14 protein-coding genes are annotated in these 25,459 nt (G+C 40.3%); 7 read left to right on the top strand and 7 right to left on the bottom strand.

All coding sequences use genetic code 11. The annotated features are described in order from the left end of the window. Positions 1-11 precede the first annotated feature (11 nt). Both LUA91_RS04120 and LUA91_RS04115 read right to left on the bottom strand, forming a co-directional pair. A complete protein-coding gene (locus tag LUA91_RS04120; protein ID WP_231424759.1) occupies positions 12-1,916 on the bottom strand; it encodes a RagB/SusD family nutrient uptake outer membrane protein in 1,905 nt (634 codons plus the stop codon). Between the two features lie 21 nt (positions 1,917-1,937). Beyond that, a complete protein-coding gene (locus tag LUA91_RS04115; RefSeq protein WP_231424758.1) occupies positions 1,938-5,135 on the bottom strand; it encodes a TonB-dependent receptor in 3,198 nt (1,065 codons plus the stop codon). A 204-nt stretch (positions 5,136-5,339) separates the two neighbouring features. Here LUA91_RS04115 and LUA91_RS04110 point away from each other — a divergent pair, with 204 nt between their 5' ends. From LUA91_RS04110 to LUA91_RS04080, 7 genes are all read left to right on the top strand, one after another. Continuing rightward, positions 5,340-9,404: a hybrid sensor histidine kinase/response regulator transcription factor gene (locus LUA91_RS04110; RefSeq protein WP_231424757.1), complete on the top strand. Its 4,065-nt coding sequence runs from the start codon at positions 5,340-5,342 to the stop codon at positions 9,402-9,404. A gap of 836 nt (positions 9,405-10,240) precedes the next feature. Then, entirely contained in the window at positions 10,241-10,714 is a 474-nt protein-coding gene (locus LUA91_RS04105; protein WP_231424756.1) for a hypothetical protein, read from the top strand. Positions 10,715-10,787: 73 nt separating this feature from the next. Beyond that, positions 10,788-11,273 carry a DUF3347 domain-containing protein gene (locus LUA91_RS04100; protein WP_231424755.1) on the top strand — a complete coding sequence of 162 codons (486 nt, stop codon included), beginning with the start codon at positions 10,788-10,790 and terminating at the stop codon, positions 11,271-11,273. A gap of 56 nt (positions 11,274-11,329) precedes the next feature. Then, a complete protein-coding gene (locus LUA91_RS04095; protein WP_231424754.1) occupies positions 11,330-11,905 on the top strand; it encodes a DUF3347 domain-containing protein in 576 nt (191 codons plus the stop codon). Between the two features lie 2 nt (positions 11,906-11,907). Then, a complete protein-coding gene (locus tag LUA91_RS04090; RefSeq protein ID WP_231424753.1) occupies positions 11,908-12,369 on the top strand; it encodes a heme-binding domain-containing protein in 462 nt (153 codons plus the stop codon). A 5-nt stretch (positions 12,370-12,374) separates the two neighbouring features. Then, positions 12,375-15,131: a multicopper oxidase domain-containing protein gene (locus LUA91_RS04085; RefSeq protein ID WP_231424752.1), complete on the top strand. Its 2,757-nt coding sequence runs from the start codon at positions 12,375-12,377 to the stop codon at positions 15,129-15,131. 11 nt (positions 15,132-15,142) lie between these two features. Then, complete coding sequence (locus tag LUA91_RS04080) at positions 15,143-17,686, top strand: heavy metal translocating P-type ATPase (RefSeq protein WP_231424751.1); 2,544 nt, start codon at positions 15,143-15,145, stop codon at positions 17,684-17,686. 649 nt (positions 17,687-18,335) lie between these two features. Here LUA91_RS04080 and LUA91_RS04075 read toward each other — a convergent pair. The 5 genes from LUA91_RS04075 to LUA91_RS04055 are packed head-to-tail and all read right to left on the bottom strand — an operon-like array spanning position 18,336 to position 25,442. Next, complete coding sequence (locus LUA91_RS04075) at positions 18,336-19,514, bottom strand: hypothetical protein (protein WP_231424750.1); 1,179 nt, start codon at positions 19,512-19,514, stop codon at positions 18,336-18,338. 15 nt (positions 19,515-19,529) lie between these two features. Continuing rightward, a complete protein-coding gene (locus tag LUA91_RS04070; protein WP_231424749.1) occupies positions 19,530-20,852 on the bottom strand; it encodes a DNA mismatch repair protein in 1,323 nt (440 codons plus the stop codon). Position 20,853: 1 nt separating this feature from the next. After that, on the bottom strand, positions 20,854-22,200 hold the full coding sequence (locus LUA91_RS04065; RefSeq protein ID WP_231424748.1) for a DNA mismatch repair protein: 1,347 nt from the start codon (positions 22,198-22,200) through the stop codon (positions 20,854-20,856). Between the two features lie 2 nt (positions 22,201-22,202). Beyond that, positions 22,203-24,503 carry a Gldg family protein gene (locus LUA91_RS04060; protein WP_231424747.1) on the bottom strand — a complete coding sequence of 767 codons (2,301 nt, stop codon included), beginning with the start codon at positions 24,501-24,503 and terminating at the stop codon, positions 22,203-22,205. A gap of 18 nt (positions 24,504-24,521) precedes the next feature. Continuing rightward, positions 24,522-25,442 carry an ABC transporter ATP-binding protein gene (locus LUA91_RS04055; RefSeq protein WP_231424746.1) on the bottom strand — a complete coding sequence of 307 codons (921 nt, stop codon included), beginning with the start codon at positions 25,440-25,442 and terminating at the stop codon, positions 24,522-24,524. Between the last annotated feature and the right edge of the window lie 17 nt (positions 25,443-25,459).

The raw sequence follows: 25,459 nt of genomic DNA, 5'->3' as shown, positions 1-25,459 counted from the left end.
TATTTTATTGATTAATAACCTGGATTTTGCTTTAGTGCTTTATTTAAATTCAGCTCGTATGTTGGCTTCGGCATCAGGCTATATCGAGGTGTTACGGTTATTAAACCTTGATACCCGTTGATGTTTCCATTTCCGGCAGTCACGCCATTGGCAACTGCATAATTGCCGAAAGCCTGTAAATCGCCTGCGAAATTCCCCCATCTTACCAGATCATATTTCCTTGATGCTTCAAAACACATTTCACGCATGCGTTCATCACGTAGTGCCAGTTGAAAATCTGCTTTACTCAATCCCAGGGTCAACAAATGTTCTGATCCATTGGTTATGGTGGCGGTGGCGGTGGCAGTTATACCTGTGGTTGGTGCAGCAATAGTGACCGTAGGTACGGAAGTATAGTAAGGACCAGCAAGGGTTAAGTTTCCACGGCTCGTTAATTTAATTCCGGTAACTACACCTGCGGTTGAAACGACTGCTGTAGCTGTTGCGCCTGTACCTCCGCCGCCGCTAATCGTCACCAGTGGTGGGTTGGCGACTGAATAACCTGAGCCTCCGTTTACTACCGTAATATTTTTTACAATATTACCGTACATTGTTCCATAGCCACGTTTGCGAACCTGATTAATGGCATCGTAAGCTGCAGCGTTTGGTCCGTTAACCTGATTTTCGGCTTCTGCCTTGATTAATAATATATCTGCATATCTAATTACAGGCCAATTGGCATTATAGGTACCCGTATTTCGCATTTCTGCCGGTGCATATTCTCTTCTAAATTTACCGGTATTCATTTGCCATGGCGCAGAACGATCTGTTTTCACTCTGGTTCCGGCTGATGCATTGGTTGTCCAGATATAATCCGGGCAATTCCAATCTCTTCTGGTATCAAGAGAGGCTTTATTAACCAATGTACTACTTGGTTCTACTTCATAACTATCAAACAATTTCTTGGTGATGCGCACCCAACCGGCGGCTGAATAGGAGTTTTGCTCAAAATTTCCATTTACCAAAAGGATAGCGGAGATAATGCCATTGAAATTACCGATATCATTTCCGGTTTTGTTGGTTACGCCTGCCGCAGCACCTGCAGAACCCCACTCTAAAATATCTTCTTTCAAATCATAACGATCCTGAAACAGATTAATAAAAACCTGTTTATAATCTGGGTTTAAGGCATGCTGACCAGAAGCAATAACCTTATCCGCGTAAGTTATGGCATCAGCATATTTACTGGTATCGTTAACCGGATAACCTGCCCAATACAAATACACCCTAGCCAACATGGCTTGTACGGCTGTAATGGTAACCTGATCATTATAACCTAAACTTGCCGAAGTACGACCTTGCAACAGCGTTTCTGCTTCTTTTAAATCGGCAACAATTTGGTTATAAATAGCCGGCTGGGTAGCTGCTGGGATATTTACTTCAGCAATGCCTGGCTGATGCAACACCAAAGGAACTTCACCAAATTGGATGGTTAGCAGAAAGTAATTGTAGGCTCTTAAAAATAGTGCTTGTCCTTTAATGTAACCCCGCTGTTTTTCATCCATGCTGGGCTTATTGATGTTGTCAATCAGCACATTTGCATTATTAATGGCAATGTAAGGATATTGCCAGCAGTCCTGAACATAAGAATGCCCGGCATCATAAGTATAATACAATCCACGGGTTTCATTGCTCGTTGCCCGATCGGGTAACATTTCATCAGTAGTACTTACAAAATTAAAGTGATGCACCTGCCCGTACATGCGCTCCAACATCATGGTACTGTAAACGCCATTCAAAGCAATTTGAAGCTGATCGGCTGTGCTGTAAAAATTAACAGGTGAGTAAAAATCTGTTGGTTCGGTATCCAGAAACTTTTTGCATGATGAAGATAATCCCATCACGAATAAAAAAGCCAAAATATATATATTTTTCATTGTCTTATCTTTTAATGATGATTAAAATGTTGCGTTTAAACCAAAGGTTACCGTGAATGATTGCGGGTAGGTACCATAATCAAAACCCGGCGTTAAGTTACCCGGGCGGGCAGAAGCTTCTGGATCTAAACCTGAATAGTTGGTAAAAGTGAGTAAATTTTGCGCTGAGGCGTTTAATCGTAATCTCGACATGCCAATACTTTTCACCAGCTTGCTGCTGAAGTTATAACCCAACTGAACAGTTTTTAATCTTAAATACGAACCATCTTCCACTACTCTGGATGAATAATTGGGATTCACAAAACGCCCTGCTTTATACAATTCGTTGCTCGGATTAGTTGGTGTCCAGCGGTTCTCGTAAGTTGCATATTGATTAAGGGTGAAGTTCCTTACAATTCCACCTTCAAAAACATAACGGTTGGCATTGATGATATTATTGCCATAACTCCATTGCAGGAAAACACCTAGATCCCAGTTTTTATAGCTGAAGTTATTGCTAAAACCACCAGTGTGGATGGGTAAACCCCGCCCGATAATGGTGTAATCATTTGCGTTAATGGTTAAATCGCCATTTAAATCTTTGTATTTAATATCTCCCGGCTGAACCGCAGCACCATTATTCGGGATATTCGGTTTAAGTGCATAGGTGCCGTTTGGCATCCTGTCGAAATCGCTGTACTGATAAATACCATCGAAAATTAATCCATACATCTCTCCTACCGATCGTCCTTTTACCGAAATGTATGGAGATAATCCTCTAAAACTGGTATCGAAGAAAGTTCCAGAACCGGAAAGCAATGAATTCTGACCTTCTGTTAATTCGAGGATTTTATTTTGGTTAAAGCTGATGTTAAAGTTGCTGCTCCATCGGAAGTTTTTCGTAGAAATGTTGGTACTGTTTAAGGTAATTTCCAATCCCCTGTTTTCTAAACTTCCAATGTTTTTAAAGCCTGTTCCGCTTTGAACACCATTTGCAAAGGGTAAATTTGCATTCAGCAACAAATCATTAGTGGTACGCTTATAAACATCAACGGTTAAACCCAAACGGTTTTTAAGGAAGCTAAGGTCCAGACCAATATTCGTCTGCACATTGGTTTCCCATTTTAAATCATAGTTCCCGGCAGCGGTGATTACCGAACCAATGGCTACGGGTTTGCCGTTAAACGAATACCAGTATTGTGTATTGGCTAAATTTAATTGGGGCAGATAGGCAAAATCGCTCACCCGGTTATTTCCTGATTCTCCGTAACCAATACGCAGTTTGGCATCCGACAACCATTTCTGATCTTTTAAGAAATTTTCCTGACTAAATCTCCAGCCCACACTTGCCGATGGAAAGTAACCCCAACGGTTGGCTGGCGAAAACTTTGATGATCCATCAGCCCTGAAACTGGCTGTAACCAAATACTTCCCTTTAAAATCGTAATTTACTCTTCCTAAAAACGACATTAAAGTCCAGCGGGAGCTGTTAACAGAAATGACCGTATTTGCTGCCGGAACAAGGTCGAGCGCATCAAGCCCCAAGCTTTCATTGGCCACTTGCGTGGCATAGATAGAGCGGAATGAACTTTTATTTCGCTGTGCAGAATAGCCTCCTAAAACAGTAAGGTTATGATTTTTATTAAAAGTATTTTTGTAGGTGATGGTATTATCACTTAACCAATTAAAAACCGGACTGCTGGCAATGGTACCATTTGGCCCTGATGAGTTCCATTTACTACCCGATTGTGTTTGGGAATTGTTGAAGATATTGGTTTCGTTGACGTTATTATTTATCCCACCGGCAATTCTTAATTTCAGCTTCGGCGTAAAAGCATATTCCGCATAACCATTGGCAGCAAGGTTGGTCGTTTTGTATTTTGTTTGTTGGTTAGATAAACTAATCAGTGGGTTTACGCGGTAATCTTGTGCCGAATTTCCTTCATTCGCCGGATCGTATAAGCCACCCAATAAATCAGAATTGGCATCTTTTCCTGATAAGGCGTTGGTAGGGCGATAGCCCCAAACCGAATACAACAGCACCGATGAGGCATAGAAATTTGTGGCAGAAATTGGCGTACCGAAACTTTCGCTATACGCATAATTTACGTTGATACCGGCTTTAAGTTTATCATTTACCTGCTGATCCAATACAAATCTTCCCTGGTAACGCTTGAAACCACTGTAGATGATAATTCCTTTCTGGTCGTTAAAATTCCCGGAAATCGAATAAGTGGTTTTATCATTTCCACCTCTTAAAGCAATATCATGATTTTGGTTCTGACCGGTTTGATATACATAATCCTGCATATCCAAACCCTGAACATTTCTATAATCATTAAGTGTTGTTCCGCCTTTAAGATAAGTAGAATCGGCAATGGCCTGATCCAGATCGCGAAGGTATTTCACATACTCGTAAGGCCCCATTACCGGAATTTTTTCGGGTGCCTTTTGAAAACCGTAATAAGCGTTATAAGTAAGTTGAGGTTTGCCTGCTTTACCTTTTTTAGTGGTAATGAGTACCACACCGTTTGATCCACGGGCGCCGTAAATCGCCGTTGCTGAGGCATCTTTTAAAACATCAATGCTTTCAATATCTGATGGATTGATGGAATTTGCATTGGCATTTTCTGATGGAAAACCATCAATAACATACAGTGGAGAATTATCCTGAGAAATTGATCCCGCACCGCGGATGACTATGTTTGCAGTCGCACCTGGCTGGCCATCATTGGTGGAAACCTGAACCCCGGCCACGCGACCAGCCAATGCCTGATCGAAAGATTTTACGGGTGCCTGTTCCAGATCTTTCATATTTACCGAACCAATCGCACCAGTTAAATCAGCTCGTTTAGTGGTTCCATAACCCACAACTACCACATCGCTTAAACCCGTAACCGCTGATTTTAATGAAACATTTATAGTTGTTCTGTTTCCAACCGTTATCGTTTGCGATGCATAGCCTACATAATTAAATACAAGCTGATCGCTATTTAAAACCTGGATTTTGAAGCGCCCGTTTTCATCGGTTTGCGTAGTCGTCTTAGTACCTTTAACTGAAATGGAAACACCCGGAACCGTTTGATTAGTCTCATCTGTAACCACACCAACCACGCTCTTACTTTGTGCAAAAGCAGTTAAATTGCCTGTAAAAAAAATCACAATTGCTAACACCAGTTTTGAATAATAAAGCAAATGCTTACGCACCGTCTTCATCCGCTGATTGTAGAGTTTATTCATAATTAATAGTTTATATTGGTTATTTTTTGCTTTAGCACAATCCAGTTGCGAAAGTGCCCGTTGCTTTGAACAAACATAGGTTGAAAGCCATTTTAAGGAGGGATAATTTTCAAAATAAATAGGGATAAATTTCTAAAAATTTGGCAGAAATGCTTTTAAACCATACTTTTAAGGCATCACAACCAAATTAGCCAATTATTCCCTATGTTGCACAGTTCCTTTAAAAACTTGCTATCGGCAATCTTATTTTTAGGAATAACACTTTCTGTAAAATCGCAACAACCTATCTTATTTGATCACCTGGGCGTGGAGAAAGGATTATCGCAAACTTCGGTGCTTTCCATTACCCAGGATAAAAATGGTTTGATGTGGTTTGGTACGCGTTACGGGTTAAATCGTTATGATGGTCATCATATTAAAATCTACCAATATTCAGAAACTGATAGCACATCTCTTTCCAATAATTATGTAACCAGTTTATTTTCCGATTCTAAGAAAAACCTGTGGATTGGAACCAGCGTTGGATTAAATATTTATGATGAAAAAAGTGATGCTTTCAAACGTGTTGTAAGTCAGCCTAAAAACTCAAAAGGCTTGAGTAGCCATGTAATTAATTGCTTTACCGAAGACAGGAAGGGGAATATCTGGATTGGAACCTTGAATGGGTTGAATCTTCTGAAAGATGGTCAGCTATCAAACATCAAAAAATTTTTCAATAACAAAAATGGCAATGGCCCTTTTCATAATATACGATCAGTTAAAGAAGATCAGCAGGGAAATATTTGGGTAGGTACATCAAACGGACTACTTAAAATGAGGCTGATTAACGGCCAGTATCAAACCACTGTTTTTCAAAATAACGGAAGACCTGAGGATATCAGTTCGAATTATATATCCAACATTACAGAAGATAAAAACGGTAAAATATGGGTAAGCACACAAAGTAACGGGTTAAATTTATTTGATCCATCGACACAAAAATTTAAACATTTCACCTATTCAGCAACTGATAAAAATACAATCGTAAGTAATACGATTCGGAATATGGTGGTGGATGATGCCGGCAAGTTGTGGATTGGGACATTGAATGGGATTAGCATTATGGATACCCAAAAATTCACGTGTCAAAATTTGCAGTTCGATCCAGACAATAATAAAAGCCTGAATCAAAACTCTGTACATAAACTATACAAGGATAAAAATGGTTCGATATGGGTGGGTACTTACTTTGGCGGCATAAACATCAATTATCCGTACACTACTGCTTTTACCGTTCACAACAGAAGCCGGAGCAATTCAAGCATCAATAACAATGTAATCAGTGGTTTTGCAGAAGACGACAACAAAAATTTATGGATTGGAACAGAAGGTGGCGGCGTAAATCTTTACAACAAAGCCACTCAAAAATTTATAGCCTATCAAAATACCGGAAACGCCAATGCCTTAAAATCAAATCTGGTTAAAACGGTGTATTTTGCCAGCGATCAAAAATTATATATCGGAACGCATTCCGGTGGGTTAAATGTTTACGATCCAAAAACTGAGCGTTTCAAAAGCTTTAATTTTAGTAATCGAAATGAAGATGTACCCGATGAAATCAGTGCCATCGTTGAAAATCAATCGCACCGTTTAATTGTCGCGACCCAGCGTAATGGCATTAAAATTTCCAATCCAGAGAAAACGGAATTTAAAGATTTTAAGCTTCCGGTTTCTATTCCCAATTCGGCGAAGGTAAAAGCATTAATGGTAAGCGGCTCCAAGACTTATTTTGGTACCACAAATGGCTTTTTGATTTACGACGAAACTGGCAATAAGTTTTACACCGCACTTGATCGTGAATCAAATCATGCACTTAATTACTATGTAAACTGCATATCAAAAACCAAAACTAACGAGATTTTTATCGGCACCTATAACAGCGGATTATTGTTATATGACCAGAAGAACAATTCAATTAAAGCTTATACCACAAAAAATGGTTTACCACACGATAATGTTTTGGGTATTGTAGAAGATGACCAGCAAAACCTTTGGATCAGCACCGCCAACGGACTTTCCATGTTCAACCGGCAGAAAAAAACATTTAAAAATTATACTGTGGCTGATGGTTTGCCGGGCAACGAATTTAACGCAAATGCCTTTTTCAAAAGCAGTAGTGGCGAATTGTTTTTTGGAGGATACAATGGTTTGATCAGCTTCTTTCCTGATAATATTCAAAGCAACGATAAATCGTCTGAAGTAATCATCACCGAATTAAAACTGAACAATAAAACTGTTAGCATAAATGATAGCGATGGTTTGCTGAATGAAAACATAAGCCTGAAAGATAAACTAATTTTCAATAGTGATCAGAATACATTTAGCTTAAGTTTTGCGCTGTTGAACTTTATTAAACCTGAAAAAAACAGGTATGCTTATAAATTAGATGGATTTGAAAAAGTTTGGAATGAGGTAAGCACCCCAACAGCAACTTACACTAATTTACCTGCCGGCAACTATACTTTTTTAGTCAAAGGAATCAACAATGATGGCGTTTTAAGTGCCAATACCGAAAAAATAACCATCATCGTAAATCCTCCTTTTTACCGAACATGGTGGGCGTATTTGTTTTATTTTGGAGTGCTTGCCGTTGTGCTGTTCGTGCTTGCCCGATATATATTAATCAGGGCATTACTTAAAAAGGAAAAAGAAGTGAATGAGCACAAACTGGAATTTTTCACGAATATTTCTCACGAAATCCGTACGCCATTAACTTTAATTGTCGGCCCTTTGGAGCAATTAATCGAAAACGCAAAAGACAACCCCACATTAAACCGAGATTTACAGCCCATTAAAAATAATGCTGATCGTTTGATGAATCTGGTAACCGAATTGCTCGACTTTAGAAAGGCGGAAAGCGGCAAAATGGCGCTTCGTGTTAGTTATGGAGATATTGTGAAATTTTCAAAGGAGATTTTTATGGCTTTCCAGAATATGGCAATCTCTAAGCAAATCGACTATAGTTTTCAATCGGAAACAAGCCAGCTGGAATTGTATTTTGATCAGGTTCAAATGGAAAAGGTGTTATTCAACTTACTGTCAAATGCTTTCAAATTTACGCCAAATGGTGGAAAAATCGGTTTAGAAATTACTCAAAACAACGATTTAGCAACCATTAAAATTTGTGATAATGGGAAGGGAATTCCATTGGAAAATCAAAATAACTTATTTAATAATTTCTATCAGGCAAATGCCAATACCACTATTGGCACTGGTTTGGGATTATCTTTTTCAAAAAGTATTGTCGAGTTACACCAAGGTAAAATCGCCTTTCAAAGTTTACCAGCAAAGGTTGATCAAAATGGCTACACCTGTTTCAGCGTCAATTTAAAAATCGGAAAAGAACATTTTAACGCTTCAGATTTTATTGCAGATTATGTTTACGCCGATGACGCCATCACTTACAATTTATCAGAAACGGCAGCACCTCAGCTAACAGAAACCTTGCTTGCACATTCAGAAAGTAAAAAACATCACATTTTGGTTGTTGAGGATAACGATGAAGTGCGAACTTTTATCAAAAATGCTTTAGCAGCAGATTATCACATTCACGACAGTAGAAACGGAATGGATGGCTTGGAAAGTGCCATTGAACTCATTCCCGATTTAATTATCAGCGACGTGATGATGCCTGTGATGGATGGTTTGGAACTTTGCCGTAGAATAAAAACCGACGAAAGGACAAGCCATATTCCTGTGATTTTGTTGACAGCAAGGTCAGCTTATGTTCATCAAATTAATGGTTTTGAAAATGGTGCCGATGCGTACATCATGAAACCTTTCAACCTGAAGATGTTGGAGTTGAATATCAAGAACACACTAAAAGCAAGGGAAACCATCAGGCAAAAATTCGCCCAGGTGATTACGCTCGAGCCTAAAAATCTGGTCATCAATAAAACGGATGAAGGGTTTCTGGCGAAGATTATGCAGATTATCGAGAATCATATTTCCGATCCTGAATTTGATGTGCCTACCTTATCGGTAGAAATTGGCATGAGCCAGCCTGTGCTTTATAAAAAAATCAGGGCACTTACAGATCTTTCGGTCAACGACTTCATCAAATCGTTAAGAATTAAACGGGCTGCTCAATTGCTCAAACAGAATGCTGGAAACATTGCCGAAGTGGCTTATGCTGTAGGATTTAATGATAGAAAATATTTTAGCCTGGAGTTTAAGAAACATTTTGGCAAAACGCCAAGCGAATTCATTCAGACTGAAAAAATCATTTAATTTATCTCCAGCTAAAGAAGGAAATATTAAGAAATCACAGTAGAACTTATGATCAAATTACAATTAAATTTGCGGAGTCATTGTTTTCCTGTAGAGTAATATATGCTCAATCCTTAAAAACAAAATGCTAACAACAGTGATTGCTAAAAAATAATCAATCCCAAACGGAATGAGTTAAATTTTGGTTCCCGGGACGTTTGTGGCAGACTTGAGTCTGAGTTAAATCCAAAAAAAAATCTTTTAAGTCATTGAAAATAATGACTTAAAAGATACCGTGGAGAATATCGGATTGAAAAATTCGCCTAATATTTCTCCATAGATGCCTTTTTGATACTCTGAGAGGGGTTTTACTTTTCTCATTTCGCTATTTTTAGGGGGTATTTGGCAGACTTTTGTCAGACTTTTTACCTTTGATTACTAACTTAAAATTAATAAAAAACATCCTTTTTTGCAAGGAGAAAGCAGTTTTATTCATCAACATTTTTTAGTGTTAAAAAATAAACTGTTAGACTTTTTGTCAAAGACTCAAACATTACATTGATAAGGATTATTAAACCATTGTAAATTAGCGAGTTATAAATAGTATAATATTTTCATTCGAATGCCATTAATCAAAAATTTTCCCAGAAAAGGACCGTTTTTTGATGAACTACGAAAAGTTAAATTGCTTGCAAATATTTAGGTATATTATAAAATCCATTCTTTGTAGCGTTGATCTATCTTTTTACCATCTGAAAATTATATAAAATCATGTGGAATTATGTAACTTAAGAAACATAAGGATAGCTATCTTTGTAATTAGTACGGTATTAATAAATACTTCTACATTCATATAGATGAAAATTAGTTTCTCCATACAGCTTAAAGCAGCCTTTTTAACTTTTGTATTCTTGTTGAATACCTTAGTTGGCTTTGCCTGTGCGGTTGGTATGGATATGGGCTTTAACGCAAAGCACCATGAAGACCAAAAAGTTGTTAGTTCCGTAAAGCATACTCACAAGAACGGCAAACATCATGATCATACAAAGCATAGTCATGATCAAAGCATTGTTGATCATCATACCTCAAAAAGTCAAAAAGATAACTGCTGCAAAGAACAAGTAGACAAAATAACAAAAGCCGATAAGCTGACACAGCCTGGGTTTAATTATAGTCTGTTATCCTCTTCATTTTTTATTTTGCCTTCGACAGTTTATCGAATTGGCGATGCGGTTACTTTTCCAGTAAACGTTCCTAATACCTATTTTGTCCGGCATTACCGTCCGCCAATTCCCGACGTACGTATTGCCATACAAAGTTTCCAAATTTGATTTTAAAGTTTGATCATTTTCTGAATGGTATTAACCATTCCAGCTAAGTAATTATTCTATTAAAATCAACAAAATGAAAAAGATATTTCTAATGGTTGCTATTATCGCAACTTCCTTTGTGCAATATGGATTTGCACAAACTGACTATGCTGGTCATCAAACGCAAGCTGTTGCGCTCCTTCCTTTATATTACAATATTAAAGACGCATTAGTAAGTGGTGATGCCAAACTTGCAGCTTCAAAATCCCAGGAATTCGTTAATGCGGTAAAAAATACTGATGCGAAAGTAATTGGTGAAACTAATAAGAAAGCCTTATTGGAACATGCTGGTAAACTTGCTAAAAGCAAAGATCTAAAAATTGAGCGTGAGCATTTTGCAGGTCTTTCAACCGGCATGATCGCCCTGGCCAAAGCATCAAAATTATCGGCTGAACCTGTTTACCAAATGTATTGCCCAATGAAAAAAAGTAATTGGCTAAGCAGCGAAAAAGCAGTTAAGAATCCATATTACGGCAGCGCCATGCTGACTTGTGGAAATGTGGTTGAAACTAAAAAATAATTATTATCTAAGTGCCCCAAGCAATAGCCTGGGGCTTTCTTACTATTCAAAAAAAAATGAAAACTGCAATATTAGGTATGGCACTGGCCATGCTATTATTTTCCGCTTGTAATAGTGGGGTTAAAGATACTGGGGATACTGGTAAAGCAATTGATACCGGAAAAACTGGATCTACCACAAAAACAGTCGAAGCACTCAGCCCTATAAAAAGGATTGTAACAGAATATCTAAACTTGAAAAATGCATTAACCAAAGACGACGATAAGACTGCTGCGCAGGCTGGAAGAAGCCTTGTTGAGGCCATATCAGCAGTAAACAAAGCTTCGCTAAGGACAAAACAATCTAAAGTCTTTACGGATATCGCTGATGATGCAAAAGAACATGCTGAACATATCGGAGCCAATGCAGGGAACATCAAACATCAGCGGGAACACTTTGAAACCTTAAGCCAGGAAATTTACGACCTGGTTAAGGCGGGTGGCAGCCCGAATCAGAAGCTTTATTATGATAATTGTCCGATGTACAATAATGAAAAGGGTGGTAACTGGCTTAGCGAGACCAAAGAGATACAAAACCCATACCTGGGAAAGGGAATGCCAAGCTGTGGCAGCATTAAGGAAGAACTAAACTAATTATGGTCCGGGTGCGACATGGTCTTTTGTTATTAGCAGGGGTACTGGTTTTTATTCAGTTCATTCGGCCTGCCAGTAATATTAGCGTGAAGGATTACCCTGCCGATATCATCCGGATATACCCAATGGAAGGTAAAATACAGGGGATATTAAAAACGTCCTGTTACGACTGCCATAGCAACAACACCAATTATCCCTGGTATGCTCAGATACAGCCCATTGGTTGGTGGCTTGCCTCGCATATCAAGAAGGGGAAAGAGGAAATTAATTTCAATGAGTTTGGCAGTTACTCCTTTGGCAGGCAGCAAAGTAAGCTAAAAGCAATATATAATACCATTAAAGACGGAACAATGCCCATAAGCTCCTATACACTGATCCACAAAAATGCCAGACTTTCCAAAGCTGAGCAAGACTTAATCCTGAACTGGATAGAAGAAACGAAAGACAATCTTTCAAAAAATTAATAGAGATGAAAAAATTGATAGTATGTATTTTAATGATGGGTTTGTACGGGTTCGCATCTGCGCACGATGGATACGCCATATCATTGCAGCAGAAGCAACAGCCGGTAGTCTATACCTGCCCTATGCACCCTGAAATCCAGAGCAAGACGCCAGGCAATTGCTCAAAGTGCGGCATGAAGCTGGTTATTCAGAAGAAAAAAAGCGTTACGGCCAAAAAGGCCGTGCCAGGTAGAAAAACTCAGCCTGCAAAAAAAGAAGGTATGGGCGGTATGAAAATGTCGCCGCAAAAGCCGGCTGTCGAAGCACCTTCTTCAGGTGAAACCTATACCTGTCCCATGCATCCTGAGATCCATGCTTCCAAGCCCGGTAATTGCCCTAAATGTGGAATGAAACTGGTAAAGGAAACCCAAAAGACAGCTCCCACTAAGCATGAGGGAATGGATATGCCCATGAAAGAAGATGCTAAAAAGTCGGATAGTATGGAGGGTATGAAAGGAATGCAAATGGGAGATGACAATGTCACAATGGAGAATATTAAAAATTCAAAAGCACAGTTAGGGCCTATAAAAATCATTACAAGTAGTACGCCACCCCGCACTGTTCGCTATGATCTGTACATAGCCGATACCACGGTAACTTATGGAAAGAAATCTAAGAGGGCGATTGCTGTGAATGGGCAAATCCCCATGCCGACGCTAACTTTTACCGAAGGCGATACTGCCTTGATCTATGTGCACAATAACCTGGATGAAGAAACCGCTCTTCACTGGCATGGACTTTTCCTGCCCAACAAAATGGATGGGGTGCCTTTTTTAACGCAGATGCCAATCATGCCCCACACCACTTATGTTTATAAATTTCCGATTATTCAGCATGGTACCCATTGGTACCATAGCCATAGCATGCTTCAGGAACAGATAGGTATGTATGGAGCTTTTATTATGAATAAAAGAAAGGAATGGGACATTCCCACCATCCCCCTTGTATTAAGTGAGTGGACAGATATGAAACCTGAAGAAGTTCATCGCAGCCTTAAGAATGCTACAGACTGGTTTGCCATACAAAAAGGAACTACACAAAACTATTTAGAGGCCATAAAAAGTGGAAATTTTAAGACCAAGGTAAACAATGAATGGAAACGCATGACGGCCATGGATGTAAGTGATGTTTACTACGATGCATTTTTAATTAACGGTAAAAACCAAAACGAACAGCCCCAATTCAAGGCCGGGGACAAGGTCAGGCTGCGCATTGCAAATGGTGGAGCTTCTGATTACTTCTGGCTAAGCTATGCTGGTGGAAAGATCACTGTTGTGGCTACTGACGGAAATGATGTGGAGCCGGTCGAAGTAGACAGGTTGATAATTGCAACTTCTGAAACTTATGATGTTGTGGTAACGATTCCGGAAAACAAGAAATACGAGTTTTTAGTCACTCCGGAGGATCGTACTAGTTCAGCATCCCTTTGGCTAGGAAGTGGGGAAAAAGTGACTGCGATAAAATTAAAGAGACCAAAATACTTTGCCGGCATGAAAATGATGAACGACATGATGGACATGCAGGGCAATATGATTGAAATGGAGGGCATGAAAATGCAGAACCAAATCATGGACATGAATACGGTTATGTATCCTGAGATAACCGGCGGGGAAAATCCAAAAGCAGATAATAAAAAGGCAGATCATGCCGGCATGCAGATGCCGAATGATAAAAGCATGGCGGGAATGAATATGGCTGATGGGAACCCTGATATGGTAACCCTGAATTACAATATGCTTCGTGGTCCTAAGAAGACGACGCTACCCAAAGGGTCATGGAAAGAATTAAAGTTTGATCTAACTGGAAACATGAACCGATATGTGTGGACTTTAGATAATAAAACGGTTTCAGAAAGTGATAAGATCCTGATGAAAAAAGGCGAAAACGTACGGATCATTATGTTCAATAACAGCATGATGCGTCATCCAATGCACCTGCATGGTCACGATTTCAGGGTCGTTAATGGGCAGGGCGAAAATGCTCCCATGAAAAATGTTCTGGACATTATGCCAATGGAAAGAGATACGATAGAGTTTGCGGCCAGCGAAAATGGAGGCGACTGGTTTTTCCACTGTCATATCCTTTATCATATGATGAGTGGTATGGGAAGGGTATTTAGTTATGAAAATTCACCGCCTAATCCTGAACTGCCTGATACTAAGCTTGCCTGGAAAAAACTTTCTGCTGATGACAGGAAGTATCACCCAATGGCCAGTATTGGGCTGGAAAGCAATGGTAGTGACGGAGAGCTGATGTTTTCCAATACCCGTTACCGCTTATCTACAGAGTGGAGAGTTGGTTTAAAATCAGAACATGGGATTGAAAGCGAAACTTACTTCGGGCGCTATATTGGCAGGATGCAGTGGCTGATGCCGTTCGTCGGTTTTGACTATCATTATAACCGCATGAACAATGAAAGGGAAAATAATCTATTTGGGCAACTCAGCAATCAAAAGAACAGAAAGGCAGCCGTGATTGGTGCGCAGTACATTCTTCCGATGCTAGTCACCGCTGAGGCCCGACTGGACAGTAAAGGGAAATTACGCTTCCAGCTGATGCGTGAAGATATTCCACTAACCAGTAGGTTACGCTTCAACTTTATGGCCAATACCGATAAAGAATATATGGCTGGTTTTAGGTACATTGTTACTAAATATTTCTCCTTCTCTACCCACTATGACAGCGATATGGGTTATGGAGCTGGACTTACTATCACTTATTAATCATAAGCATTATGAAGCACACCTATCAAATAAGTGGAATGAGCTGCCAGGGCTGCAGCAAAAAAGTAGCACAAGCGCTAAATGGAATCGAAGGTGTTTCTGCAGCAGTTACCTTGATGCCGCCTGAGGCAACCGTCACAATGGAAAGGCATGTGCCTGTAGAAATCTTGCAGCAAGCCTTATCTAATGCCGGAGATTATAAAATCTTACTGCTAGGGGATCATCAAATAGCGAAGGCGCATGATCACAGCGCAGCCTCTTTTATAAAAGTCGATCTTGCAGGGGCTGATCAAAAGGGGAAAACGGCGAAACCATGGTCAGGAAAGTATTACTGCCCGATGCATTGCCAGGGAGAGAAAACTTATGATAAAGCTGGTGATTGCCCCGTCTGCGGAATGGATTTGGTGAGGCAGCCTGTCTTAAAACAAACTACGCAATACACCTGTCCTATGCACCCGGAGATCATTCGTGACCAGCCTGGCGCTTGTCCGATCTGCGGAATGGATCTTGTGCAAATTGCAGATAATGACTCTAATAAGGAAGATGACAAAACTTATGATCGGTTACTGCGTAAATTTAAGATAGCAGCACTTTTTACTGTTCCAATCTTTTTAATTTCCATGTCAGAAATGATGCCTGGAAATCCCTTGTTTAAATTAATGGAACTTAAGTACTGGAACTGGGTGCAATTTGCTTTATCAATCCCGGTCGTGTTTTATGCAACCTGGATGTTTTTTGAAAGGGCATGGAGGTCAGCGGTGACCTGGAACCTGAGTATGTTTACCTTAATAGGAATCGGGGCAGGGGTAGCTTGGCTTTTTAGTTTACTAGCCTTATTATCCCCAGGCATTTTTCCAGATCAGTTTAAGACCCATTCAGGCACCGTGTATGTATATTTTGAAGCGGCAGCGGTCATTTTAACACTGGTGCTACTAGGTCAGCTTTTAGAGGCACGGGCACATGGAAAGACAAACAGTGCTATAAGGGAACTTTTGAAACTCGCACCAAATCAGGCAACCAGGATCGTAGGTGAAAAGGAAGAAACGGTAGCTATTGATGACATTCAAAAAGGAGACTTGCTTCGGGTAAAGCCAGGCGAAAAGGTGCCTGTTGACGGAAGTATCAAAATGGGAGAAGTCACCATTGATGAATCCATGATTTCCGGGGAACCTGTCCCTGTAGAGAAAAAGCCAGGTGATCAGGTAAGTTCCGGGACGATCAACGGAAATAAAACCTTTATAATGGTGGCTGAAAAAGTGGGATCAGAAACCCTGCTTTCCCAGATCATTGATATGGTAAATTCAGCTAGTCGTTCAAAAGCGCCCATTCAAAAGCTGGCCGATAAGATATCTGGATACTTTGTCCCTGTTGTTGTATTTATTGCAGTGGCGACTTTTATCGTTTGGGCAATATATGGTCCGGAGCCTTCTTATGTGTATGCATTTGTAAATGCAATCGCGGTGCTCATCATCGCCTGTCCGTGTGCATTAGGCCTTGCTACGCCAATGTCGGTCATGGTGGGCGTTGGAAAGGGTGCAAAGTCAGGCGTACTGATCAAAAATGCAGAGTCCCTGGAAAAATTGAATGCCATTGATATTGTCGTGATCGATAAGACTGGTACCGTTACCGAAGGTAAGCCTTCAGTTGAAAGGGTGGTCAGTGCAGATCCTAAGTTTACTGAAATAGATATTCTCCAAAAGATTATTTCCTTAAACAGCAGTAGCGAACATCCGCTTGCTCAGGCTACTTTACGCTATGGAGAAGAAAAGAACATAAATCGATTACCTATTGAACATTTTGAAGCTGTTAGCGGGAAAGGGGTTGTTGGAATTTTTGAAAAGGAAAACCTGGCTCTGGGCAATGAGAAATTAATGGAACAGGTTCATGCAGCAATTACACCCGGACTAATGGAACAAGTTAAGGCAGAGCAGAAACAAGGTAAAACGGTTTCTTATCTAGCCCTAGGTGAACATGCTATTGGGTTTGTAGTCATTTCTGATAAAATCAAGGAATCGAGTGTAGAGGCCATCATGAAATTACAAAAGGAAGGCTTACAGGTATTCATGTTTACAGGAGACAATGAAGACACTGCAAAGGCAGTAAGTGCGACCTTAAGGCTGGATGGATATAAAGCCCAGATGTTGCCGGAAGATAAACTGAACGAAATTAAACGTTTACAGCAAGAAGGGAAAAAAGTAGCTATGGCTGGTGATGGTATAAATGATGCCCCTGCATTGTCCCAGGCAGATATAGGAATAGCGATGGGTACAGGCACGGACGTAGCCATTGAAAGTGCTGACATAACTTTGGTAAAGGGCGACCTTAACGGGATTGCTAAAGCAAGACTATTGAGCCATAAGGTAATGGCAAATATTAGGGGAAACCTGTTTTTTGCCTTGGGCTATAATGCGCTGGGAATCCCCATTGCAGCAGGTGTTTTGTATCCATTTTTTGGAATCTTGCTATCTCCTATGATTGCGGCACTGGCTATGAGTTTTAGTTCAGTATCCGTTATCCTAAACTCATTAAGGTTGCGAGCCGTAAAACTGGATTAACTTAAGAAATATTGAAAAGACAGCCTTTTTATAATCACGGTCATATTCAAAGATGCCGACCAAGAGCCGGACTTATAGAAGAAATTAATCTATACTGGACAAACCAATTTGTCTGACCCCTTCTCGCCAATTCACTAATATACAGGCAAACAAAACTTTACAATAATTTTAATATCGGTGACGTGGGGTCAATCCACTCTGGTTTATCCATTGGTCAATGAAACTCGAAATTATTCTCAATTGGCGTGTTCTTTTCAATAAACATGCCCGATGTTTTATAATAAGTAATAGAATAAGCATCAACCTATTCATCCATAGAAATCCGGCGAACCAATAATATGCAAATTAGTAAATAAACGACAACCTCAAGTTTTCAGGTTCATGATAGAGGGGAGCGCCAGCTGACATCTCCCCTTACCAATCATCCAACTAAAACTAATTTTGTAGCGCTTATTAAAAATGACCCTGATACAATCTATCTAATGAAACTGGACATGAAAAAAGCTAAGTAATGGCTTGTTGTACTTCTTTTGAAATATTTCTCCGATCCAGGTTTATAGTCTGTCTTTAGGATTCTTTTTTCAGGACATTGAAGCAAATTCCGCTTAATTAAATCCAGCTAGCTACTGATAAGCTCTGGCAGAAGCACTTAATTTACCTCTTTGACCTGATTAGCTTTGACGAGCAGTTTGACATTAAATATCATATGAGGATCGCGATACTGTCCAACTGTAATCTTAACAATCCCAAGGCTTCGCTCAATCTTCTTATCAAAAACCTTTCTTCCGCCGATGATAACAGTTACAGGTTTATCCAGATCGACCAGCTGATCGTTGAGATTGAGTTCAAGCTCGCTAAAATCATTTCTGGAAACCAGTATTTGGTTACCCTTAATTTCTACCTCCGCTTTCTCTCCTGGTGCTGTTTTTTGAATTGAGGTAGACAGCCAGTAAAAGCGATGCTGCAGGCGGTTGTCCTGAACCCAGATTACCTTTTTTGGCAACGTGTTTCTTACAAAATTTGCCATCCAGGGGATTGCTATGGTATCCCTTTTATCCATCCAGTGTGGTTTATCGGGATATAAATGAAACTCATGGACATAGCCTCCCGGATCTTGTGCACGTAAGCTGTCAAGTTTTCCGTTATACCTGGCGGCTAAAGTATTTCTGTTGTATGCGGAGTCCAGGCCTCCCATAAATATGGAAAAGGGCAGATTTCTGAGGTTGCTCATATCAGCATCTCCGGGATGTCCTGCCATCATGGAAGCTGCTGCAAACCTATCGGCCATGCGGGGTGCCAACTGAAACACACCATCTCCACCCGCAGAGTATCCAAGAATATAAACTTTATCCGGATTAACGTCCTGGGAAATTACCGCGTATGTGATTATAGAGTCCAGCATATTGTCAATATGATCCTCGTGCCACAAATTCCAGGTATTAGTCGGAGCTCTTGGTACCACCACTAATCCTTCCTTGATGTTATAAAGCGTTCTCTGATTTTCCCACTGCTGATTATTAACCGCAACGGGAGCATTTCCACCACCATGCAGCGAAATATACAGACTCCGTCCCCCGGTAGGTTTAGCACCAAAAATGCGGTAAGCAATCGCCATTTTATATTGTTCAAAAGTGATTACTCCCTCTCCCCAGGCACGTTCAGCAGCAGGTAAAAGTCTTTTTTTCTCTTCATTCCATTCTTTCTGTGCCGCATTCTCAGCTTGCAGTTTAGTTAGCTTTTTTTGAGCTAAAACATCTGGGTACAAAAAAAGCATGAGCAAGCACGCGATCAGTGCGCTACGAAATGGGATTAATCTGTTATTTTTCATTTTCCGTGTAAGTGATTAGTCTTTTAAAAGTTGGAGAATACCTTCATTTTCTATAATAAGCATTCCCTGGCGGTCAGAGGTGATTCCGTCTTTTAGCAAATAAGTATAGTTGGGTATAGTACCGTTCATGATGGTAGGTAAATACTTAAACTGTATGTCCCCGTTACTTTTTCTGAGTTCTTCACCAACTTCAATGATATGAGTGGAAATGATGAAGACAGCGGTTTGATACTTCGAAAAAGCCTTGGTAACCAGTAAGGTTCCATCATAAGCATCCTTAACATTGGTGCCTTTGAAAAGTTCATCAAAAAGGACCACAAAACTTTTCCCCGAGGCTACATTAACCGCTGCTTCCTTTACCCTTAAAACCTCCGCATAAAAGTGGCTATGTCCCATTTCCAGATTATCTGCCATATTAATAGAGGAAAACAGGCCATCTCTAACTGAAAAGCGCATGGATTTTGCTGCAATCGGGAATCCAAGGTGCGCCAGATAGACAGCAATTCCAAAAGATTTCATGAGTGTAGATTTTCCGGCCATATTTGCTCCGGTCAGAAAAACCATGTTTTCTGGTTGACCAAAACGCAGGTGATTGGCGACACCTTTGGGCAACGCCGGATGGCGGAGTGAATCGATTTCCATGATGTTATCCGTTGATTTTACCGATTCCGCATAGGAAAAGTTATTTAATTCGGCAACTCTGGCTACTGCAGTGTAAACATCCAGATGGAATAGGGTCTCCAATAGCAATAACATTTCTTTCCGTAAGCGCTGTCTCAACATAAAGTCAAACTCTGCAATCTGATATAGCGGCATTTCGTTTAGCACTTCATTTCCAATTAGCTTACCTAAACGCGTATCCTCAAGAACCGTCCTAAAGTTGGTCATCAGGTCATCCAGCGGATAAGAAGGTCGATCTCTGTATTTATTCAAAAAAGCATTTGTGGTATTCAGGATGGAAAGCATAGCAGCTAAACCCCGTATAAGATTGTCATACTGCTGCTCTCGTAAAAGAACCCCTCTAATTTTTTTGCTGTAAACTTTAACAAATGAGATAAAATAGAAATCATTATTCTCTTCGGCTAAGTAGTCTTCTGCGTCCTTAAACTGATTGCTATTGAATGGAAAGTCTAAACCACTGTGTTGTATGTACTGAAAAATCCCACTGCGTTTATTGATATTTTCAGTGTCTGTAAATGGGGCATTAAACATTTGCTGAAGAAGTTTTTCTCCGCCTGCAGTCTTTACCTTGTTAAATAAACTGAATATTGAACCGGATCTGTATTTACCCGATAAGTTAAGATCATTCCGGGTTTGTTTGTCTATTATAAAACTCATATCAGCCTTTTTTATTCTGCTCCAGTCCAGATTCTAGAATTTCCAAAATTCCTTCATTCATAATAATTAAAAGTCCGTGTCTATCTGCAGTCAGCCCTTGCTGTATCTTATAAGAATACGAGGGCATATTTTCCTGCATGCTTGTGGGTAAATAAATGAAATTGATACCATTGCATCTTTCCATTAAAACCTCTCCGGCTTCGATGATGTGGGTAGAAATCACAAACATACTATTTCGTTTAAGCGAAAATGCCTGAGTAAAGGCGATAGTTGCCTCACAGGCATCTTTTACATTTGTGCCGCGGAACATTTCATCGAAAAGCACAAAGAGGTTTTTACCGGATTTTAATTCAGCTGCAATTTTTTTCACTCTTAAAACTTCTGCATAAAAATGACTCGCACCCATCCCGAGGTTATCAGGCAGGTTGATGGTGGTATACATTCCGTCCAGTACGGAAAAGTCCATTTTTTCGGCCGGAACAGGAAAACCCATGTGCGCAAGAAAAAGCGCTATACTGAAAGACTTCATGAAAGTCGATTTACCTGCCATGTTAGCGCCAGTCAGGAACACCACATTAAGATCGCTTCGCATCCCGATGGAATTGGCTACAGCCCGATCTATATGGGGATGAAAGAATCCCTGCACATCCAAAACCCTCCTGTCCATTGGTAAGGCATTCGCAAATACAAATTTCCTTTCCGTCGCTACTTTAGCGATCGCAAAATAGGCATCCAGCTGATACACAAAATCAAGGACGAGGAAAACCTCTTCTCTGTGAAGGAATCTAAAAAATTCGTCATAAGCAATGAATTCCCTGGTGGACGGGGCTCGTCCGCTGTGCGATTGCAGAATGGTAAAAAAATCTGGGTCGTTTAAAATATTTGCAATAACACTAAACCTGTCTGCAAATGGATGTTCGAATACCGTCTCCTGAAGTTTGAGAAAATCGCGTAGTTGTCCAAGCAATTTAATCAAAGCAGCAATTCCCTGATGAATTAAAGCTGTATCCGAGTCTAGGGCAACTAAGTTATTGATCCGCGAAGTGAGCGAATCTTCCTTAGCCGACAATTTGGTCCGTTCATCCTTCATCCTAATATAAGATTCGATCGGATCGAAATGATCCAGACTTATCGGAAAATCCCCTCCGGATAATTGCAGGTATTGGATAATGGCGGCCCTACTATTTATTTTCTGCGCATCTGTAAGTGGCGAGCGAAACATTTCCTCCATGACACCTGCTCCTCCTCGAGTCTTCGTTTTATTAAAGATTTCGAAAATAGACTTCTGACCTGGACGGCCAAATATATTCAGGTCATCCAATGTTTGCTGATCGGTTTGAAAAGACATAGTTATTTTCTTTTTCTACGAATTAATATCAAACTGCCACAGGCCAACAACATACCCGGTACTACCCATAGCAGTATTATTCTGATTAATTTAACCTGATCTTTTGCTAAGAAAAGAACGGTATCCTGCGGCGAAGGCCTAAAGCTGCTTATCGGGAATGCGCCATAACTCAACCAACTGAATAGTCCGGTATTGAACACGAAATTTGCTGTCCTCATATTAAAGCGGTTTAGCTCTGCATTGGACATTAGGTCTGCATCAGAAAGAACAATAATGCGCTGATCTTTACCTTTTACATTCCTCCTTAAGCTTAGCGCAAGTGGCAGGGACTTCTTTAGGTCGCCTTTTGCCGGCTCGAATTCAACCACTGCCGAGTCATTCAAAAACTTATCTCTTTTTAGCCAGCTTTTGCCCGGGTCGGTTACCAATAAGGGATTGATAACAAAATCACTGTGATTCTCGAAGGAAAGTGCTCCAGCTGATGGCATAGACACCACGATACTATCCTGATGCACTTTTGCCAATGGCAGAAACATCCCTGCAGCTGCTCCTGTTAGAAAAGGTGCGGCGAGATCAGGCTGAAGCTGCTTACTCTGCTGAACAATGGTACCCTGCATAAACTGAACGCCCATTTGCTGCAGAATCGGATTCAGAATACTTTGTTTCCCCGGTTCTCCCGATAACATTAAGTTTCCGCCGTTATCAATGTATGTCTGCAAATTTTTCAATGCTGAAGAATTAAGCGCAACTTTCGGATCTGCAACCACCAGCGCAGAAATTCCTTGTGGAACGGCTGTGCTCGACAGGGCGATGGTATCCACATCAAAACCTTGATTCAACAAAGAACTTCGAAAAGTTTTAAGATTGGTAAGGGCCTGGTATTCCCGATCGCCAATTTTATTAATATTCCGCTCCAGTTCTCCTGTTGCAAAAAGAATTCTGGGCATTTTTGCCTGAAGCAGCCTTTTCAAGGCAGCTGAAACTTCGGTTTCAGACGGCCAGTGATCGTTATCAGGAAAAACCCGTAAAAAAGTTTTGCGCCCCTTATATTTTAACTGCATGATGTAGAAATTGGGCTCCTTTGAAAGGTCAATATTTTTTCGGATTTCTTCCGGGGTTTTGAAATCGTCGAGGTTGAGGTTCACATTTTCAGCCACCTTTGCAGCTACCTGAGCAAGAGTTTTACCTTTATTAGCGTTCATAATGCCGCCACCTTGCGCAAGCGTGTCATAATACATCACCGTTTTAAGTTCGATATTATGTTTGAAACGGACATAAGGCAACCATTGATTAATATTTTTCTGGTACGATTCAGGATTTCCATCTTCCATAAAGCCGCCAAATAGATTCATATATCCGGTAACTTCTAAGGGTTCATCTCCAAGTTCACGAATAATCTGCTGAGTTGAAGGTTTAAGGGTATTGGTTTTATTAGTTGTCACATCGAAATAAATGATTAACTGGGGAATGGAACTGATGTATCCGATTGCAATAGTAGTGATCACAATTAAGCTGTACCGCAGCACTTTTGCTGACGCAGAAGTGGTTTCCATTCCTGATTTCAACTTGTAGATCGTTAAACTCAGGAAAAGGAATACGATTGCGAGAAAATATATTATCCCGTTACTGGTAATCAATCCTGCGAGCATCCAGTCGGTACGGCCTGCTACAGATAAAAAATAGGTTACATCCCTTAAAAACGGAATACCCTTCCAAAGCCCGGAAACATTATATAAAATTCCAAAGGTTACAAAAGTGCATACTGCAGCGACTATCTGGTAGGTTGTAAGCGAAGACATAAATATGCCAATGGCTGAATATGCACACAATAATAAAAACAGGCCCAACAAGCCACTGAGAAGCATTCCGATATCAGGTGATTTTACAAAAAAGCAGCTGATGATGATATATGCCGCAACAATGCCTATCATCAACAGACTCATAGCCATCATGGCCGTAAACTTCCCCAAAACAATGTCCCTTACACGGATAGGAGAAGAATATAAGAGTTTTATGGTCCCACTACTGGTCTCACGGCTAATCAGCCCCATCGTCAATAGCGGAAGATAAAGGTAGAGGTTTCCCATTACCGTAGAAAAAACGCCGTTTGCTCCGGAGAAGATCGAGGCGATGATGCTAAAAGGCATCTTGTATCCACTGTCTTGCATTTGTACGATGTCCCCTAGCCCTTTCATGTATACGACTCCACATTGGACCATAAAGATGATGATAAGGAACCACGCAATTGGAGAATAAAAAAGCAGCTTCAACTCTGTTCTGGCGATTCTGAATATTGTTTTCATTAAGAATATGTTAAGGGATTAATGTTGTGAAAGTTGTTTAAATATTTCCTCGACCGAGTTTTTTTCAAGACTGATTTCCTGTAAACGCCAACCCTTATTTACGCTTTGAGTTACGATCGTCTCCGTAATTTCAGGCTCTCCACTAAAAAAGAGGCGAACAAGCCTGTCATTGAGTAATTCAACCCTCATGATCCCCTGAATAGCCTCGAGTTCCGCGATATTGGGCATATTGTTCAAATGAACCAGCATACTGTGGGGTTCGATGTAGTTGTTGAAAGCATCCATAGTATCCTCGAAAACTATTTTGCCGTTTTCGATCATTTTGATATCCCTGCACAGCAACTGAACCTCAGAGAGTATATGGGATGAAAAAATTACTACCCTGTCTTTCGCTATTTCTCTGATTAGTGAACGTACTTCAATAATTTGATTTGGATCCAAGCCATTCGTTGGTTCATCTAAAACCAGTACATTCGGCCGATGAACAATCGCCTGAGCGATTCCGACACGTTGGCGGTACCCTCCGGAAAGGTTTTTTAGCAAACGGCTACTGAAGTGGCTGATGCCGCAACGGTCTTTTGCCTCTTCCACAGCATCTTTTTTGATCTTGCCAGACATGTTTCTAAGTGATGCACAATAATTCAGGTACTCATCAACCGTTAAGTCCAGGTACAAAGGTGGATTTTGTGGAAGAAATCCAATTTCCATCTTAGCCTGCATGGGGTCGTCCCTGAAATTGATACCGTTAATATACACCGATCCTTCTGTTTGATTTAGTGATCCGCAGAGGATATTCATCGTAGTGGATTTACCTGCCCCATTTGATCCCAGCAAGCCTACGATACCAAAGTCGGAGATTTCTATATTAATATCCCGTATCGCCCAGCTACTGCTGTAACGATGTGACAGATGTTCTATTTTTACTATACTTTGTTTCATAATTCTGATTTTTGGAC

Origin of the sequence: Pedobacter sp. Leaf250 (genome assembly GCF_920984735.1) — a bacterium.
Classification (GTDB): Bacteria; Bacteroidota; Bacteroidia; order Sphingobacteriales; family Sphingobacteriaceae; genus Pedobacter.
Note: the sequence above shows the minus strand (reverse complement) of the source record. Positions and strands in the feature narration are given on the sequence as shown.

Excerpts from the sequence above, each read along its gene's own strand:
- LUA91_RS04090 (WP_231424753.1), top strand. The coding sequence starts at position 11,908 with ATGGTCCGGGTGCGACATGGTCTTTTGTTATTAGCAGGGGTACTGGTT.
- LUA91_RS04060 (WP_231424747.1), bottom strand. The coding sequence starts at position 24,503 with ATGAAAACAATATTCAGAATCGCCAGAACAGAGTTGAAGCTGCTTTTT.
- LUA91_RS04100 (WP_231424755.1), top strand. The coding sequence starts at position 10,788 with ATGAAAAAGATATTTCTAATGGTTGCTATTATCGCAACTTCCTTTGTG.
- LUA91_RS04065 (WP_231424748.1), bottom strand. The coding sequence starts at position 22,200 with ATGTCTTTTCAAACCGATCAGCAAACATTGGATGACCTGAATATATTT.
- LUA91_RS04110 (WP_231424757.1), top strand. The coding sequence starts at position 5,340 with ATGTTGCACAGTTCCTTTAAAAACTTGCTATCGGCAATCTTATTTTTA.
- LUA91_RS04095 (WP_231424754.1), top strand. The coding sequence starts at position 11,330 with ATGAAAACTGCAATATTAGGTATGGCACTGGCCATGCTATTATTTTCC.
- LUA91_RS04105 (WP_231424756.1), top strand. The coding sequence starts at position 10,241 with ATGAAAATTAGTTTCTCCATACAGCTTAAAGCAGCCTTTTTAACTTTT.
- LUA91_RS04080 (WP_231424751.1), top strand. The coding sequence starts at position 15,143 with ATGAAGCACACCTATCAAATAAGTGGAATGAGCTGCCAGGGCTGCAGC.
- LUA91_RS04055 (WP_231424746.1), bottom strand. The coding sequence starts at position 25,442 with ATGAAACAAAGTATAGTAAAAATAGAACATCTGTCACATCGTTACAGC.
- LUA91_RS04085 (WP_231424752.1), top strand. The coding sequence starts at position 12,375 with ATGAAAAAATTGATAGTATGTATTTTAATGATGGGTTTGTACGGGTTC.
- LUA91_RS04120 (WP_231424759.1), bottom strand. The coding sequence starts at position 1,916 with ATGAAAAATATATATATTTTGGCTTTTTTATTCGTGATGGGATTATCT.
- LUA91_RS04070 (WP_231424749.1), bottom strand. The coding sequence starts at position 20,852 with ATGAGTTTTATAATAGACAAACAAACCCGGAATGATCTTAACTTATCG.
- LUA91_RS04075 (WP_231424750.1), bottom strand. The coding sequence starts at position 19,514 with ATGAAAAATAACAGATTAATCCCATTTCGTAGCGCACTGATCGCGTGC.
- LUA91_RS04115 (WP_231424758.1), bottom strand. The coding sequence starts at position 5,135 with ATGAATAAACTCTACAATCAGCGGATGAAGACGGTGCGTAAGCATTTG.